Raw genomic sequence first — 13180 nt, forward strand, 5'->3', positions numbered from 1 at the left:
AATCAACGCACTCTAAAACCGGAAGGGCCCCTTTACTATCTGCGACTTAGTGGTTTGTGAATTGCATTATAGATGTCGCAGTAGTCTTTGATTCGGTTTTAAAAGAAAAACATTCGGGAAGGAGAACAGATGACGGGATTCGCCCTTGGCCCCATGCCCGGTACCTCCATCGCAGAGGCCGCGGACATCATCATGGGGGAGACCGAGCTCCCTGCCATCCCGCAACTTCCCGAGCGCGGGTTGGGGTCGGATGCGGTGGGCCGCACGGCCAGCATGCTGGAGGCTATCTCCATCGACCGCGGCCCGCGCTCGTGGCGCATGACAGCGCGCCCGCAGCTGCTGACCCGGCGTACGTGGGACCGCTTGGAGCGCGATATCGACGAGGTCCAGGAAGTCTGGGGCGAAACCGTGCCCCGTATTAAGGTGCAAGCGCTCGGTCCCTGGTCGCTTGCGGCGAGCATTGAGCTTTCCGACGGCCACCGTGTCCTCACCGACCGCGGCGCCTTTAGCGAACTCGCGGAGTCACTTCTCTATGGCCTCCGCGCTCACGCCGCGGATGTTGCGCGCCGTTTCCACGGGGAGGTCGTCGTCCAACTCGACGAACCACTCCTCGCAGACGTTATCGCCGGCCGAATCCCCGGCACCACCGACTTCGATACCATTCCGGCGGTCCCAGATGAGGTAGCTCTTGAGCAGCTCCTTGTCTTCGAGGCCGACTACCTGCACGCCCCGCCGCTGTGGTCAGTCGCGCCCGCAGCCACGACCTTCCTCACGGATTTCCGTGGTCTGGAGACCCCGCGCCACCTGGACGGCTTGGGCGAGCACCTCAACGCGGGCCACCGCATTGGTCTGGGCCTTGAAGGTTCCGATGCCCGCGCGGAGGCCATTGCGCTGGCCCGGCATCTCGACCGCATCGGCATGCCGCGCGAGCTCCTCGTCGACCGTTTCGACGTCTATCCCGTCAAGGCTTCCGCTCGTTCTCTGCGCTCGGTTAACGAGACCGCCGGCATTCTCACCCGCGATGCTGGGGATCTCTAATTGAGCTTTCACCTGACCTAGGCCTCGAATATGAACCAGAACAGGCTAGATATCTATTGCAGCATGCTTTCTTTTGAAGGATAATCACTGATTAAATCCCTCGTTGTCCTAGAGAAAGAACCACCTGCCATGCCAGAGTTCACAGCACAGGTTAAAGCGTTACGTTCGATGATCGAGTCCGGAGAGCTCGTCTCCGAAGATGCCGATGACCTAATCCAACTTGCCAAGCCAGGCGTCGTCCTTCCCTACTCCAACGGCACTCCCACCGAACATGGCTCGTACTTCGGAGGTAGACCGTATCTTCCGGAAGGTTCGACATGGCCCATTTCAAAGAACGGTCAGCCATTACTCCATATCATTCAGCTAAATTTTGCCGATATTGTCTGTCATGTGCGTGCGGAGGGGGCGTCGGAAAGCGAAGCAACTCTCGACGGATTGATTCCGGAGTCAGGAATTTTTCAACTCTTCGTCGGTGCTGATCCGTTCTTCGGCGGTTTCGATTCGGATTCGCCTGGCGATGGCATGGAAATTCGCTATATCCCTGAGCCTGCGGAAGGCTTTGGCAACCACAGCTTTCCTGGACCTCATACCGCGGAGCCTGCTGCCTTCGATGAAAAGCACGAGGATTTTTGTTCCCCGTTTAGCAAGGATCTTGGGGAGGTTATGAACTCTCCGATCTCCTTGTCTAGTGCAGTGGCAATGGTCCCTCCCACCGACTATGCAGTGTACGAGGCTTTGAAGTCTAGAAAAGGCGATGACTTTCTTGAAGAGTTTGATTACTTTGACGAGCTGGTTGAGTTGCGAGCCGCAGCCAGAAACCAAAGCGACATTATGCTTGGCGGTTTCCCAGCCTTCGCACAAGACCCTACGCAGCCTGAAGGGTACGTTCACTTCCTAGAAATCGATTCCACATATCTGGAAGAAGAAGAGCTTCCTTTCGAGGCCATGTGGGGTGACCTCGGTGTGGCCCACGTATTTCTGCACCCGGACGCATTGAAGAAAATGCAGGCTGGCGAGGCTGTCGTGTACCGCTCCGAAAACACTGGCAGGGCCGATGGTGCTGTCTTTTACTGGGATTGCGGCTAGTTTTGCTTCCCCAATTTCCCTTTTAATCAATCCTCCCCAGGCTGTCCGTCGCGGTGAAGTAGGCCTCCATATAAGGGATGACGAACTGGAGTTGGCCGTGTGCGGTGGGCTCGATCAGGTCGGCGTCGATAAGCCTTTGGCGCGTGGCCGACAGTGAGCGCACCGTCCGGTCCTGGTGAGCGGCGATGTTCTTGATTTCCGCCGTGCCGTTCTCCATAACCGCGCTCATCGCTTCGAGGAAGAGGCGCTGCGCTGGCGGAAGCGCCAGGGTAGCGGGCTGGTGGACCTGGGCGCCGAGAACCGAGATCGCCTCGGCTGACACTGCCGCGACGTCACCCTCCTCGATGCGGCTTCCACCCTCGCGCTGCGCCTTTCCCCAGGCCAATGAGCCCACCAGCTGCACCATGTAGGGGTAGCCTCGGGACAGCCGCACCGCAGCCGCAACCGCATCCTCGGTGAATTCGAGTCCGGACTGCGCCGCGGTTTCTGTGAAGGCCACCTTGGCGTTCGCGGGGGAGAGCGGCCCCAGAACGAACTTCTGCGCGCGGCGCAGGAAGGTCACACCCGGCAGGTCCAGCAGGCGGTTGACTCCCTGCGGAAGGCCCGCGGCGACAATAGCGACATCGAGCTCATCGCGCACCAAGTCTTGGTAGGTCACGGCCAGGGAGGTGAGGTCCTCGGCGTCTGCGTCCTGCACTTCATCGATGGTGAGCAGTACGCCAGTGCCTTTGAGCAGGCCTAAAAGCTCGCGCAGGCGGGTGTTCAACGTCGGTTTATAGGCTTCCTCGGTGTTGTGCTGGATGCCGATGGTTGCCAGGCCGCCAATACCGACGCGGTTGACCTTGCTCTTATCCGCCGGGGCAAGCTTGTCTATGATGCGCGGGATGGTGGTGTCCACGAGTTCCTCCACCAAGGAGCTGCGTCCCGAGGCCCGCAGGGTAATCCACCCGCGGCTAGAAGCGATATCTTCGAGCTCATTGAGCAAAACCGTCTTACCGATACCGCGGGCACCGCTGATGATGAGCGAGCGGCCCGGGCTGCCCGGCTGGGAGTCGAGTGCAGCCCGGAAGGTGTCGAGCACTGCCGTGCGCCCAACCCAAAAGAGTGGTGGAACGCCGAAGGTGGGGCGGAATGGGTTCTCATGTGGGGACATAGTCTCAATCCTAGGGCATTGGGAGATTTGGGAGACTTTTCTAAAAGCGGAGATTTGGGAGACTTTCGTCCCCCAGGTGGAATTAGGCGTCCCGCCCCGCCCGAATGGCGCCGACGATGTCAAAATCGCCGTTTATAGCTATAGGGTCACGCTGGGTGAGCTCCGCGAGCTTTTCCTGGACGCTGGGACGCGGCGAAAATTCAGGGCGTGAAGCTGTGGTCGTCAGGAGATCGCGCAGGTAGTTTTCCAAGGAAACTTCAGCGGCGTCAGCGCGCTTCTGAAGGGTGGCAATTACGGAGGGATTGACGTCGTGGATATGGACCGTGCGGTAAGCGGGAGCAGTCATAACGTCAGTCTACGGGAGGACTTAGATTGTGCTTGCGGGCTTCGAATCCATAGCCCGCCAGGCCACCGCACCGGCGTACACAGCACATGCGGCGACGAGGCCATACCACCAGAAGAAGTGGAGGTCCGCATTCCAGGGCAAGGTATATCCGATGAGCACGATGACGAAGGCAGTGATTGCTACGGAAACAACGCGCGAGACTGTCTTCCCTGGGGTGGTGAATGCCTTCCATGCGGACCATAGAAGGGAGGCGATGATAACGATCATGCTGATGGTGAGTAACACGGTGTCTCCTTAGGATCCGAGCTCGTCGAATAGAGCTTGGGCGAGGTCTTCGGTACCGGCGAGGGAATCGTTGTTGGCGAAGGCAGCGCGTTTGGTCTCTGGTTCGATGATGAGCATCGTCGAGTAACCGTATGTACCGCCGTTGTGCCAGTACCCAGCATTGTTTTCGCTGGGAGGCTGCCAGCCGTAGTCGGTATCGCCGTTGTCCATGAACCACTCGGCGAACTTGGCCATGTCACTTGCCGTGGAGCGGATGGCTCCCGCGGGTGCGGAGCCTTCCATCTCCCACGGCTCAGCGTGGCGGCCGGTGGGGGTTAGGCCGCGTGGAGCGTCGTCAGGTACTGAGCCCGGCGTCATGAGATAGGTCTCTGTCATGCCAACTGGCTCGAAGATGCGTTCTTTGAGCATCTGTTCATAAGGTTGCCCGTCAACGGTCTCGAGCATGTGGCCCAGGAGCCCATAGCCAAGGTTTGAATAGGATTCTTTACCGCGGTCTTTTAGTTCGGCCTCCGTGGCGGCAGCCACGATGTCCTCTACGGTCTCGCCTTCATAGGGGTTCGAGCCGGTGACACCCGAGGCGAGATTGCTGAGGAGGCTCGCGCTCGCCAGTCGCGGTAGGCCAGAGGTGTGGTCGAGCAATTCTTGGACGGTGACGTCAGCGACGGGCGCATCGCCAACATTGAGGACCTCGCCCACAGTGGTGTCAGTTCTCAGTTTTTCCTCTTCGACGAGCTGGTGGGCCAGTTCGCCAGTGAACATCTTGGTCACGGAGCCGATTTCGACCTCCGTGTGCTCGTCGCTGCCCAGTCCCGCAAAGGTGACCTTGCCGTCCTGGAGGGTAAAGGCAGTGAGGTTGTGGAAGCCGGACTCTGAGTGCTCTTTCAACTGGGCAGCTAAGGCTTCGTCACCAGTTTTGTCTTTTGCCAGGGTAATCCTTTGCGGCCCTGTGATGAGCAGGATGGCTGCAACGGCAATGGCAGCGATGACGGCTAGGGACATTCTACGCATTAGTGGTCCTCGCTCGCGGTGATGATGGTGAGAAGGGGGATAACTCGGGCGGGGCGGATGGAATACTCGCCGCCAGACTTCGTGGTCCAGCCGGCATGGGTCAGCGCGCTCAAGTGGTGGTAGGCGGTGCCGGTAGAGGAGACGATGTCTTCTTCGACAAGCTCTGCGGCTGTCGCGGGTGCGGCGAGCAGGCGGCGCAGGATTTCGCCGCGGACTGGATGGGCAAGAGCGGATAGGCGCTCGAGGTTTTCTGCCCAATCCTCGTCGGTGACGAAGTTCGTGGGGCGCTGCCATTGATAGGCATAAGTGCGCTTGCCGACGTTTATGTTGCCGCCAAAGATGATGGAGCCGTCGGGAAGCTGCTCGTTGGGTGCGAGGGCGTCGACCAGCCAGTAGGCCGAGCCTTCTTCCGCGGTGGATGCGGGGCCGGCGTCGGTGGGCGTGGTGCGCCCCTCAAGCGCGGCGACGCGCGCTTCGAGTTCGGCGAGGCGTGCTTCGACTGTCGTTTCCATGGTTTCTAGAATTCCAGAACTCTAGAAAACTGGCAAGTGCTATTTGGGTGAGGGGGTGGGAGTTAAGAAATCATCGGCCACGCGGTGGACACATCCGAGGCGTCCCGCCCGCGGCCTTCCAGGTACTTCTTGAAGGATTCGCGGTCCTTGTACCACTCGACGGCCTGGTACTCCATGAGCTCGTTGGTATCCATCTGTGCTAGCTCGGGGAAGTGCTGGCGCACCTGTTTCCAGGCCACGCGGGCGGCAGCGAGGGCGTCGGCAGTCGCCTCATGCGCGTTGCTCAACTCCACGCCGTAGTGGGCGGAGACCTCCTCCAAGGTGCGCTTGCCCTTGCGCCACTTGTCCTTAACGCGGTCGATGACGAAAGGATCGAACACCGGACCGTTGACCGTGAAGTCCCCGGTCAGCGCGCGCAAGACGGAGAGATCGTAGGCGGCGTTGTAGACGATGAGCGTGAGCCCCTCGTCCCAGGCCTGATAGATGGAATCGACCGTCTCCTTGAGCACCTCCTCGTGGGGGCGACCTTCCGCGCGGGCTTTCTCAGTAGTGATGCCGTGAATCTTGGCGGCTTCCTCGGGGATCTCCACGCCGGGGTCGGCGAGCATTTCCCGCTTGTCTACTTCGCGCCCGTCGATACGCACCAGGGCAGAGGTGACGATGCGGGCTTCTTTGGGCTTCACGGAGGTGGTTTCGAGGTCGAAGGAGAGCATGCGGGTGGCGTCGAAGTTCATGGACAACACTCTAGCGCCCGGCTCGGACACGCACTGTGGAAGTGCTGCAGAATGACGGACGAACTCTTGCAGAATGACCATCCGCAGGTCATAGGCATGTCCGGTAGCCCCGCTACACTAGTGACTCGTGAGTGATGCAGTAGATATCCAACGCGAATGGTCCGAGCTTGCCCAGGAAGTGCGCAAGCACCGTGAGTTGTACTACAACGGTGAGCCGTCAATCCCGGATGCGGACTTTGACGCGCTCTTCCAGCGCTTGCTGGCGCTTGAGGCGGAGCACCCGGAGCTGCAGACCCCGGATTCGCCTACCCAGCAGGTGGGCGCAGCCCCCGAAGGCGCTGTGGATATCGAGCACCTGGAACGCCTGTACAGCTTGGACAATGTCTTCAGTACGGATGAGCTGCAGGACTGGCTGGACCGCACGCCGGCCGAGGCTTATCTGACCGAGCTCAAGATTGATGGCCTGTCCATTGATTTGGTCTACCGCGATGGCAAGCTCGCTACGGCCGCCACACGCGGTGATGGTCGTGTGGGCGAGGACATCACCGCCAATGCACGCGTTATCCCCGATATCCCGCACGAGCTGACGGGTACCAAAGAGTATCCGGTTCCCTCCCTGGTCGAGGTCCGCGGCGAGGTGTACATGCGCCCGGATGAGTTTGAGGAGATCAACTCCGCGCGCCGCGAAGACGGCAAGCCCACCTTTGCCAATCCCCGTAATGCGGCGGCGGGCGGGCTGCGCATGAAGGACCCAGAGGACGTCAAGAAGCGTCGGCTCCACATGGTCTGTCACGGCATTGGCGCGCGCGAGGGATTCCAGCCCACCTCGCAGCACGATGCTTACAAGGCCCTAGAGGCTTGGGGATTTCCGGTGTCTCCCTATACCCAGCGGGTCACCACAGCCAAGGAGGTACAAGAGCGGGTCACGTACTGGGAGGAGCACCGCCACGACGCCTACTTTGAAATGGACGGGCTTGTCATCAAGGTCGATGACCTGGCCAGCCAGCGCGCCTTGGGCGCGACTTCGCGCGCGCCGCGCTGGGCTATTGCCTATAAATACCCGCCGGAGGAGGTCACCACCAAGCTGCTCAACATCGAGGTCGGTGTGGGACGTACCGGGCGCGTGACGCCTTTCGCCATCATGGAGCCGGTCTTCGTCTCCGGCTCGACCGTTTCCATGGCCACCCTGCACAACCAATTCGAGGTCAAGAACAAGAATGTCCTCATCGGGGATACCATCATCATCCGCAAGGCCGGAGAGATCATCCCTGAGGTCCTCGGCCCCGTTCTGGACAAGCGCGATGGCAGCGAGACTGAATGGGTCTTTCCGGAGAATTGCCCTGCCTGTGGTACGAAGCTGGCTCCGCAGAAGGAAGGCGACCAGGACTGGCGCTGCCCGAACACTCGTAGCTGCCCGGCCCAGCTGGCGGCACGCCTGGAATACCTGGCCTCCCGCAAGGCGCTCGACATTGGCGAGCTGGGGGAGAAGGCTGCCGCGGATCTGATTTCCTCCGGAGTGCTCAAGGATGAGGCGGACCTCTTCGATCTCGATGAACAAGCACTCCTCAAATCCTCGGTCTACACCACGCAGAAGGGCGCGCTCAATGCTTCGGGTAAGAAGCTGCTGGAGAACCTCAAGACGGCCCGCCAGGCTGAATTCTGGAGGGTGCTCGTCGCGCTGTCGATCCGCCACGTCGGCCCCATTGCGGCACGTGCACTAGCCACCCGCTTTGGCTCCATGGAAGTGCTGCGCGCAGCATCGGTCGAGGAGCTGGCGGATACCGATGGTGTGGGCACCATCATCGCGGAATCCTTCAAGCAGTGGTTCGAGGTGGATTGGCACGACAACATCGTGCAGAAGTGGACCGCCGCCGGGGTCACCATGGAGGAGGAAGCCAGCGATAAGCCGGCGCAGACCCTTGAAGGCATCACCGTGGTGGTGACCGGTACCTTGGAGAACTTCACTCGTGATTCGGCCAAGGAGGCCATTATCACCCGCGGCGGAAAGGCATCCGGTTCGGTGTCTAAGAAGACGAACTACGTCGTGGTCGGAGAGAATGCCGGATCCAAGGAACAGAAGGCCCGCGATCTGGGGCTGACCATCCTGGATGAAGAGGGCTTCACCCGTCTGCTGGAAACGGGCGAGGCATGAAGCTAGCCGCCTTCGACCTCGACGGCACCATCTACTTCGATGGGTATATGCCTGAGGAAGTCCCAGAGGCCATTGCGCAGTGGCGCGCTGCAGGCAACCTCGCCGTCGTGGCCACGGGTAAGTCGCCGCACTCGGCGCGGCGTGCGCTTGAGCCTTTCGGCGTCGAGTTCGATTACTTCCTGCTGTGCAACGGCACCGTCATTATGGATGGCGACTATGAGTTGCTCTATGAAAGCCACGTGCCGCCCGAAGTAGTCCGCGCTGTGTATGAGCGGGTTCGTGATATCCCGAAGCTCGACCTGTATTGCACGCGCTTGGAAGGCCCCGACGGCCACCTCGTGCGCAACGTGGAGGGCGTGCACAATCCCATCATCAGCGAGCCCGTTCCAGTTTCACCCGAGCACATCGAAAAAGAAGTCTTCCCCCTCGTCGCCGCCTGGACGCCGGGTAACCCAGAGCTACAGAAAGAGATTGCGCAGTGGGTGACGGACCGCTTTCCCGTCGGCACCGCGATGAACCGAAACTTCTTCGATATCACGCCGCCCGGCCACAACAAGGGCTTCGCCTTGACTTGGCTGCTTGAACATCTTAGCCGCGAGCGTTCCGAGATTGAGCTCATCACCTTAGGTGATGGTCACAATGACCTGCCTATGCACGCGCTTGCCGACGTCTCCCTGACCTTCCCCTGGGCGCAACCCGACATCCAGGAGGCGTGCACCGCGGTGGTGGACTCGGCCGTGAAAGGTCTAATACACTACGGGGCATGAAGATTGCGGCTTTGGACATGGATGGAACCGTTTACGTCAACGAAGACATAACTGAGGCCGTAAAGGAAGCCATCGCTGCGTGGCGGGCCGCTGGCAACCTCGCCATCTCCGCGACGGGCAAGTCCATCGCCAATGCACGCAACACCCTTGAGCCATTCGGCGTGGAGCTGGATTACCACGTGCTCTACAACGGCACCGTCATCACGGACGGCGATTACTCCATCCTCCACGAGGAGCACCTGCCCAGTGATATCGTCCAAGCCGTCATCGACCGTTTCACTGGGCTGCCGTTGAATATCTACCTCACAGGCTTGTCTGGAGCAGACCAGGTGGTGTGGGATGGGCTGGCTGGCCGGGAATCCTCGATGGTGGCGAATACGGAAGTGATGGATCCGGGGGACGTCGCCAAGCGCAGCACCGTTCTCATGTCCCTGTGGATTCCAGGCAACGCTGAGCTGCGCCGCGAGGTCGACGAGTGGGTCCGCGCGAATTGTGCAGTCGAGTCCTCGTTCAACTGCGACTTTTACGACATCATGCCGCCCGGGCACAACAAGGGCGAGGGCTTGACGCGGTTGCTTGGCCACCTCGGTCACGAAGGAGCTGAACTCTACACCTTCGGCGATAGCTTTAACGATCTCTCGATGCACTCCATCGCCACCGAGTCCTTCACGTTCCCGGGAACGCAGATTACCGACGAGGTGGACCACGTGGTTCCTGACGTCGCCGCGGGACTCAACGCATTGCTAACTAGGTGAGGAAGGCGCCCAAGATAGCGCCCAAGTCACCCAAGTGCTCGACCTCGGAGGCAAGGTAGTCCGGTCCGCCGACGCGGCCCATGACGACGACATACTTCGTGCCCACGAGGGGAGCGGCAGCCAGCGCGGATTCGATCAGCGTCCACGACTCAGGAATCCACGTGTCCTTCTCCGGATTGAGCACGCGCGCCGAGGTGATGTTGAGGTCGGTGGGGATCGAGCCGTCGTCGGCAGGCGCGGCGTCGGAGGCAGCAATGCGGCTGATCTTGTCGTCATTAGCAATGACGATGGCCCAATTGGAGGTCAGCGCCTTCGGGATTGCTGCACACACCTCCTTCATCGCGGCGGTGACGTTGCGTTGCGAAGCCACCTTAGCCAGCACGTGGATCTGCCCACGGCGGTCAACGCGTCCACTGAAGGGGCGGATGGAGTCAACTTCTACGCCCTCCACGGTCTGTGCAGCGGTGATGATCTCATCAGCCATGGTGGACTGGGGGAGATCGAGGACGATGTCATCCATGACCGTGCCGTCCGGGAAATTCTCCACGATATCCACGGAACGAATATCGGCCTCGATGCTGCCCATCGCGTTGGCGAGGAGGCCAAGGCTGCCGGGAGTGTCAGGGAGTAGGACACGGACGAGATACGACATATCGTTCTTTCTGGGGGAAGATGACTAGGTAGGGAAATCGCTGATGCGAATAGTTTGTACAACTTGATCGATGGTACCCAACGTATCGAATACTATTCAATAGCTTCAGTGGTGTGTAGGGGGAGGAGTGGTGGTGGCGTGGCACCAGCCGTGCAGTACCATGGGTGCTTAGCTATCAACCGTCTCAATGAATAAAAGGATGGAGTTCGCGTGTCTGATATTTCGCGTGACGAGGTCGCGCACCTGGCAAAGCTGTCGCGATTGGCCCTGAGCGAGGAAGAACTAAAACAGTTCGCCGCGCAGATCGACGAGATCGTGGACTCGGTGTCCGCGGTTGGCAAGGTCGAGGCTGAAGGTGTGGAGCCGATGTCGCACCCGCACTCCGTTAACGCCCCGATGCGTGAGGATGTCATCGTGCGCACCCTCACCGCTGAGCAGGCTCTGGATCAGGCGCCCGCGACCGAGGATGACCGCTTCATGGTTCCGCAGATTCTGGGTGGAGGAGACGAATAAGAATGGCACAATTCATTACGCCCACCGAGGGCATTACCGCACTGACCGCCGCCGAGCTGGCTGAGAAGATTCACTCCCGCGAGCTCACCTCCCGCGAAGTAACTCAGGCCTTCCTGGACCGAATCGCGGAGACCGATGGTGAACTCAACGCCTTCCTGCACGTTGGTGCTGAGGAAGCGCTGGCGGCTGCCGACGCCGTCGATAAGTCCCTCGACGCCGGCGAAGAACCAGCCTCTGCCCTGGCTGGCGTGCCGCTGGCGCTCAAGGACCTGCTGGTGACTACCGACGCCCCCACAACCGCCGCCTCCAAGATGCTGGAAGGTTGGGTCTCACCCTATGACGCCACGCTGGTGACCAAGCTGCGCGAGGCCGGTATCCCGATCCTGGGCAAGACGAACCTCGATGAGTTCGCGATGGGCTCCTCCAACGAGAACTCCGCCTACGGTCCGGCCCACAACCCCTATGACACCGAGCGCACCCCGGGTGGCTCCGGTGGTGGTACCGCGGCAGCCCTTGCTTCTGGTCAGGCTCCGCTGGGTATCGGTACCGACACCGGTGGCTCTATTCGCCAGCCGGCCGCTCTGACGAACACCGTGGGCGTAAAGCCGACCTATGGCACGGTGTCTCGCTACGGCCTCATCGCCGCTGCAAGCTCCCTGGACCAGGCTGGTCCGACCGCCCGCACGGTCCTGGATACCGCACTGCTGCACGAAATCATTGCCGGCCACGACTCCTTCGACGCCACCTCCGTGGACAAGCCGGTCGCGCCGGTAGTCGCCGCTGCCAAGGAGGGCGCTAACGGCGATCTGTCCGGCGTCAAGGTTGGCCTGATCAAGCAATTCGAGCGCGATGGCTGGCAGCCGGGCGTGATGGAGGCGTACCATGCAGCCGTTGAGCAGCTGAAGTCTCAGGGCGCAGAGATCGTTGAGGTCGACTGCCCGCACTTCGATGACGCTCTCGCTGCCTACTACCTCATCATGCCGTGTGAGGTCTCCTCCAACCTGGCCCGCTTCGACGGCATGCGCTACGGCCTGCGCGTGGGTGATGATGGAACCCACTCTGCGGAAGAGGTCATGTCCCTGTCCCGCGCGGCTGGCTTCGGCCCCGAGGTCAAGCGCCGCATCATGCTGGGTACCTACGCCCTGTCCGTCGGCTACTACGACGCCTACTACCTCCAGGCGCAGCGTGTTCGCACCCTCATTGCACAGGACTTTGAGCGTGCCTTCGAGCAGGTCGATGTCCTCGTTTCCCCGACCACCCCGACCACAGCCTTCAAGCTGGGCGAGAAGGTTGAGGACCCGATGGAGATGTACAACTTCGACCTGTGCACCCTGCCGCTGAACCTCGCCGGCGTGTGCGGCATGTCCGTTCCTTCCGGAATGGCATCCGACACCAACTTGCCCACCGGCCTGCAGATCATGGCACCGGCATTTAAGGATGACCGCCTGTACAAGGTCGGCGCCGCCTACGAAGCAGGGCGCAAGTAGTAGACACACTTCGGGCCAGCCCGTAGTGCGCATGAGCCGGGGTCTTTCACTGACGTGGGAGGCCGCCGGCCTTCGTCGTTTTATTCGACGGTGTGGGTTCGTTGGTTCGTAGTCTTTCTCTTTTCCTTTCGGTTTCCTTGGTCGGGTTTCGTCGTTTGAAACGACGAGTCTGGGTTCAGCCTCCGCGGAGTGTGTCTGAGTTCTTCGTCGTCTGGAACGACGGGGTTTAGAAGGGGATGTCGTCGGTGCCGGCATCAGCGTTGGTCTTGCTCTCATCCTTGGCTTCGGCTTCGGCTTTGGCTTTGGCTTGTTGTTGTGCGTAGTCGTCGAGTTCTTGTTTTAAGTGTTGGGCTTCCTCGCGTACGCGTTTTCTGGTGGCGGTGATGTGTTGGGCTACTGTTTGTGCCCACCGTTTCTGTTTTGGTGCTAGCGGCCCGTCGGCTTCGGTGATAGTCCAAGTACCGTCTTCAAACAGGCAGATGACATCCCCGCTGTAGGGGTCCAGCAGGTATTTGAGGCTGCCATCGGTTTTCATATTGTGATGACCCTGGCATAAACACGCCAGGTTCTTCGGGTGGGTCGGCCCGCCTTCAGCCCAGTTATGCCGATGATCCAACTGGCTAAGGAAAGCTGGTTTGCCGCACCCGCCGACCCGGCAGGTCCCGTCACGGCCTTCGACATGTTTGCGCATG

The 13180-nt window shown here is 60.5% G+C and carries 15 protein-coding genes; 7 read left to right on the forward strand and 8 right to left on the reverse strand.

Features of this window, described 5'->3' with window-relative positions:
• The first annotated feature begins 129 nt into the window (after window positions 1-129).
• Together HMPREF2565_RS03670 and HMPREF2565_RS03675 are read left to right on the forward strand one after the other, a co-directional pair.
• Window positions 130-1038 carry a uroporphyrinogen decarboxylase/cobalamine-independent methonine synthase family protein gene (locus HMPREF2565_RS03670; RefSeq protein WP_046649329.1) on the forward strand — a complete coding sequence of 303 codons (909 nt, stop codon included), beginning with the start codon at window positions 130-132 and terminating at the stop codon, window positions 1036-1038.
• A 129-nt stretch (window positions 1039-1167) separates the two neighbouring features.
• Entirely contained in the window at window positions 1168-2124 is a 957-nt protein-coding gene (locus tag HMPREF2565_RS03675; RefSeq protein WP_046649330.1) for a DUF1963 domain-containing protein, read from the forward strand.
• A gap of 22 nt (window positions 2125-2146) precedes the next feature.
• On the opposite strand, the gene HMPREF2565_RS03680 is transcribed toward HMPREF2565_RS03675, so the two are convergent.
• The 6 genes from HMPREF2565_RS03680 to HMPREF2565_RS03705 all read right to left on the reverse strand — a co-directional run bounded on the left by HMPREF2565_RS03680 (window position 2147) and on the right by HMPREF2565_RS03705 (window position 6162).
• Entirely contained in the window at window positions 2147-3277 is a 1131-nt protein-coding gene (locus HMPREF2565_RS03680; RefSeq protein ID WP_046649331.1) for an ATP-binding protein, read from the reverse strand.
• Window positions 3278-3359: 82 nt separating this feature from the next.
• Window positions 3360-3623 (reverse strand): hypothetical protein, encoded by a 264-nt coding sequence (locus HMPREF2565_RS03685; protein WP_049157232.1) that lies wholly within the window; start codon window positions 3621-3623, stop codon window positions 3360-3362.
• A 21-nt stretch (window positions 3624-3644) separates the two neighbouring features.
• Window positions 3645-3908: a hypothetical protein gene (locus tag HMPREF2565_RS03690; protein ID WP_070681093.1), complete on the reverse strand. Its 264-nt coding sequence runs from the start codon at window positions 3906-3908 to the stop codon at window positions 3645-3647.
• A gap of 9 nt (window positions 3909-3917) precedes the next feature.
• A complete protein-coding gene (locus HMPREF2565_RS03695) occupies window positions 3918-4916 on the reverse strand; it encodes a serine hydrolase domain-containing protein (RefSeq protein WP_070754929.1) in 999 nt (332 codons plus the stop codon).
• Window positions 4916-5428 (reverse strand): ArsR/SmtB family transcription factor, encoded by a 513-nt coding sequence (locus tag HMPREF2565_RS03700; protein WP_049157229.1) that lies wholly within the window; start codon window positions 5426-5428, stop codon window positions 4916-4918. The genes HMPREF2565_RS03695 and HMPREF2565_RS03700 overlap by 1 nt, the downstream gene beginning before the upstream one ends.
• A gap of 62 nt (window positions 5429-5490) precedes the next feature.
• A complete protein-coding gene (locus tag HMPREF2565_RS03705; RefSeq protein ID WP_049157228.1) occupies window positions 5491-6162 on the reverse strand; it encodes a 3'-5' exonuclease in 672 nt (223 codons plus the stop codon).
• Between the two features lie 127 nt (window positions 6163-6289).
• Here HMPREF2565_RS03705 and ligA point away from each other — a divergent pair, with 127 nt between their 5' ends.
• From ligA to HMPREF2565_RS03720, 3 genes are read left to right on the forward strand one after another with little or no spacing between them, the layout of a single operon-like run.
• Complete coding sequence (gene ligA, locus HMPREF2565_RS03710) at window positions 6290-8314, forward strand: NAD-dependent DNA ligase LigA (protein ID WP_070511612.1); 2025 nt, start codon at window positions 6290-6292, stop codon at window positions 8312-8314.
• Window positions 8311-9081 (forward strand): HAD family hydrolase, encoded by a 771-nt coding sequence (locus HMPREF2565_RS03715; protein ID WP_070511617.1) that lies wholly within the window; start codon window positions 8311-8313, stop codon window positions 9079-9081. The genes ligA and HMPREF2565_RS03715 overlap by 4 nt, the downstream gene beginning before the upstream one ends.
• Window positions 9078-9836: an HAD family hydrolase gene (locus HMPREF2565_RS03720; protein WP_070511618.1), complete on the forward strand. Its 759-nt coding sequence runs from the start codon at window positions 9078-9080 to the stop codon at window positions 9834-9836. The genes HMPREF2565_RS03715 and HMPREF2565_RS03720 overlap by 4 nt, the downstream gene beginning before the upstream one ends.
• On the opposite strand, the gene HMPREF2565_RS03725 is transcribed toward HMPREF2565_RS03720, so the two are convergent.
• On the reverse strand, window positions 9829-10488 hold the full coding sequence (locus tag HMPREF2565_RS03725) for an ACT domain-containing protein (RefSeq protein WP_046649342.1): 660 nt from the start codon (window positions 10486-10488) through the stop codon (window positions 9829-9831). The two genes, HMPREF2565_RS03720 and HMPREF2565_RS03725, sit on opposite strands and share 8 nt — an antisense overlap.
• Window positions 10489-10698: 210 nt before the next feature.
• Between HMPREF2565_RS03725 and gatC the strand changes: the two genes are divergently transcribed.
• Window positions 10699-11001 carry an Asp-tRNA(Asn)/Glu-tRNA(Gln) amidotransferase subunit GatC gene (gatC, locus tag HMPREF2565_RS03730; RefSeq protein WP_046649343.1) on the forward strand — a complete coding sequence of 101 codons (303 nt, stop codon included), beginning with the start codon at window positions 10699-10701 and terminating at the stop codon, window positions 10999-11001.
• A 2-nt stretch (window positions 11002-11003) separates the two neighbouring features.
• Entirely contained in the window at window positions 11004-12488 is a 1485-nt protein-coding gene (gene gatA, locus HMPREF2565_RS03735; RefSeq protein ID WP_070754930.1) for an Asp-tRNA(Asn)/Glu-tRNA(Gln) amidotransferase subunit GatA, read from the forward strand.
• A gap of 226 nt (window positions 12489-12714) precedes the next feature.
• Here the strand turns inward: gatA and HMPREF2565_RS03740 are convergent.
• A partial coding sequence (locus HMPREF2565_RS03740; protein ID WP_141745882.1) for an HNH endonuclease signature motif containing protein occupies window positions 12715-13180 on the reverse strand: 466 nt, incomplete at its 5' end.

Source organism: Corynebacterium sp. HMSC072A04 (assembly GCF_001809235.1).
In the GTDB taxonomy this organism is placed as follows: Bacteria; Actinomycetota; Actinomycetes; order Mycobacteriales; family Mycobacteriaceae; genus Corynebacterium; species Corynebacterium hiratae.

Excerpts from the sequence above, each read along its gene's own strand:
- HMPREF2565_RS03720 (WP_070511618.1), top strand. The coding sequence starts at position 9,078 with ATGAAGATTGCGGCTTTGGACATGGATGGAACCGTTTACGTCAACGAA.
- HMPREF2565_RS03670 (WP_046649329.1), top strand. The coding sequence starts at position 130 with ATGACGGGATTCGCCCTTGGCCCCATGCCCGGTACCTCCATCGCAGAG.
- HMPREF2565_RS03715 (WP_070511617.1), top strand. The coding sequence starts at position 8,311 with ATGAAGCTAGCCGCCTTCGACCTCGACGGCACCATCTACTTCGATGGG.
- HMPREF2565_RS03705 (WP_049157228.1), bottom strand. The coding sequence starts at position 6,162 with ATGAACTTCGACGCCACCCGCATGCTCTCCTTCGACCTCGAAACCACC.
- gatA (WP_070754930.1), top strand. The coding sequence starts at position 11,004 with ATGGCACAATTCATTACGCCCACCGAGGGCATTACCGCACTGACCGCC.
- HMPREF2565_RS03725 (WP_046649342.1), bottom strand. The coding sequence starts at position 10,488 with ATGTCGTATCTCGTCCGTGTCCTACTCCCTGACACTCCCGGCAGCCTT.
- HMPREF2565_RS03685 (WP_049157232.1), bottom strand. The coding sequence starts at position 3,623 with ATGACTGCTCCCGCTTACCGCACGGTCCATATCCACGACGTCAATCCC.
- HMPREF2565_RS03675 (WP_046649330.1), top strand. The coding sequence starts at position 1,168 with ATGCCAGAGTTCACAGCACAGGTTAAAGCGTTACGTTCGATGATCGAG.
- HMPREF2565_RS03695 (WP_070754929.1), bottom strand. The coding sequence starts at position 4,916 with ATGCGTAGAATGTCCCTAGCCGTCATCGCTGCCATTGCCGTTGCAGCC.
- HMPREF2565_RS03700 (WP_049157229.1), bottom strand. The coding sequence starts at position 5,428 with ATGGAAACGACAGTCGAAGCACGCCTCGCCGAACTCGAAGCGCGCGTC.
- HMPREF2565_RS03680 (WP_046649331.1), bottom strand. The coding sequence starts at position 3,277 with ATGTCCCCACATGAGAACCCATTCCGCCCCACCTTCGGCGTTCCACCA.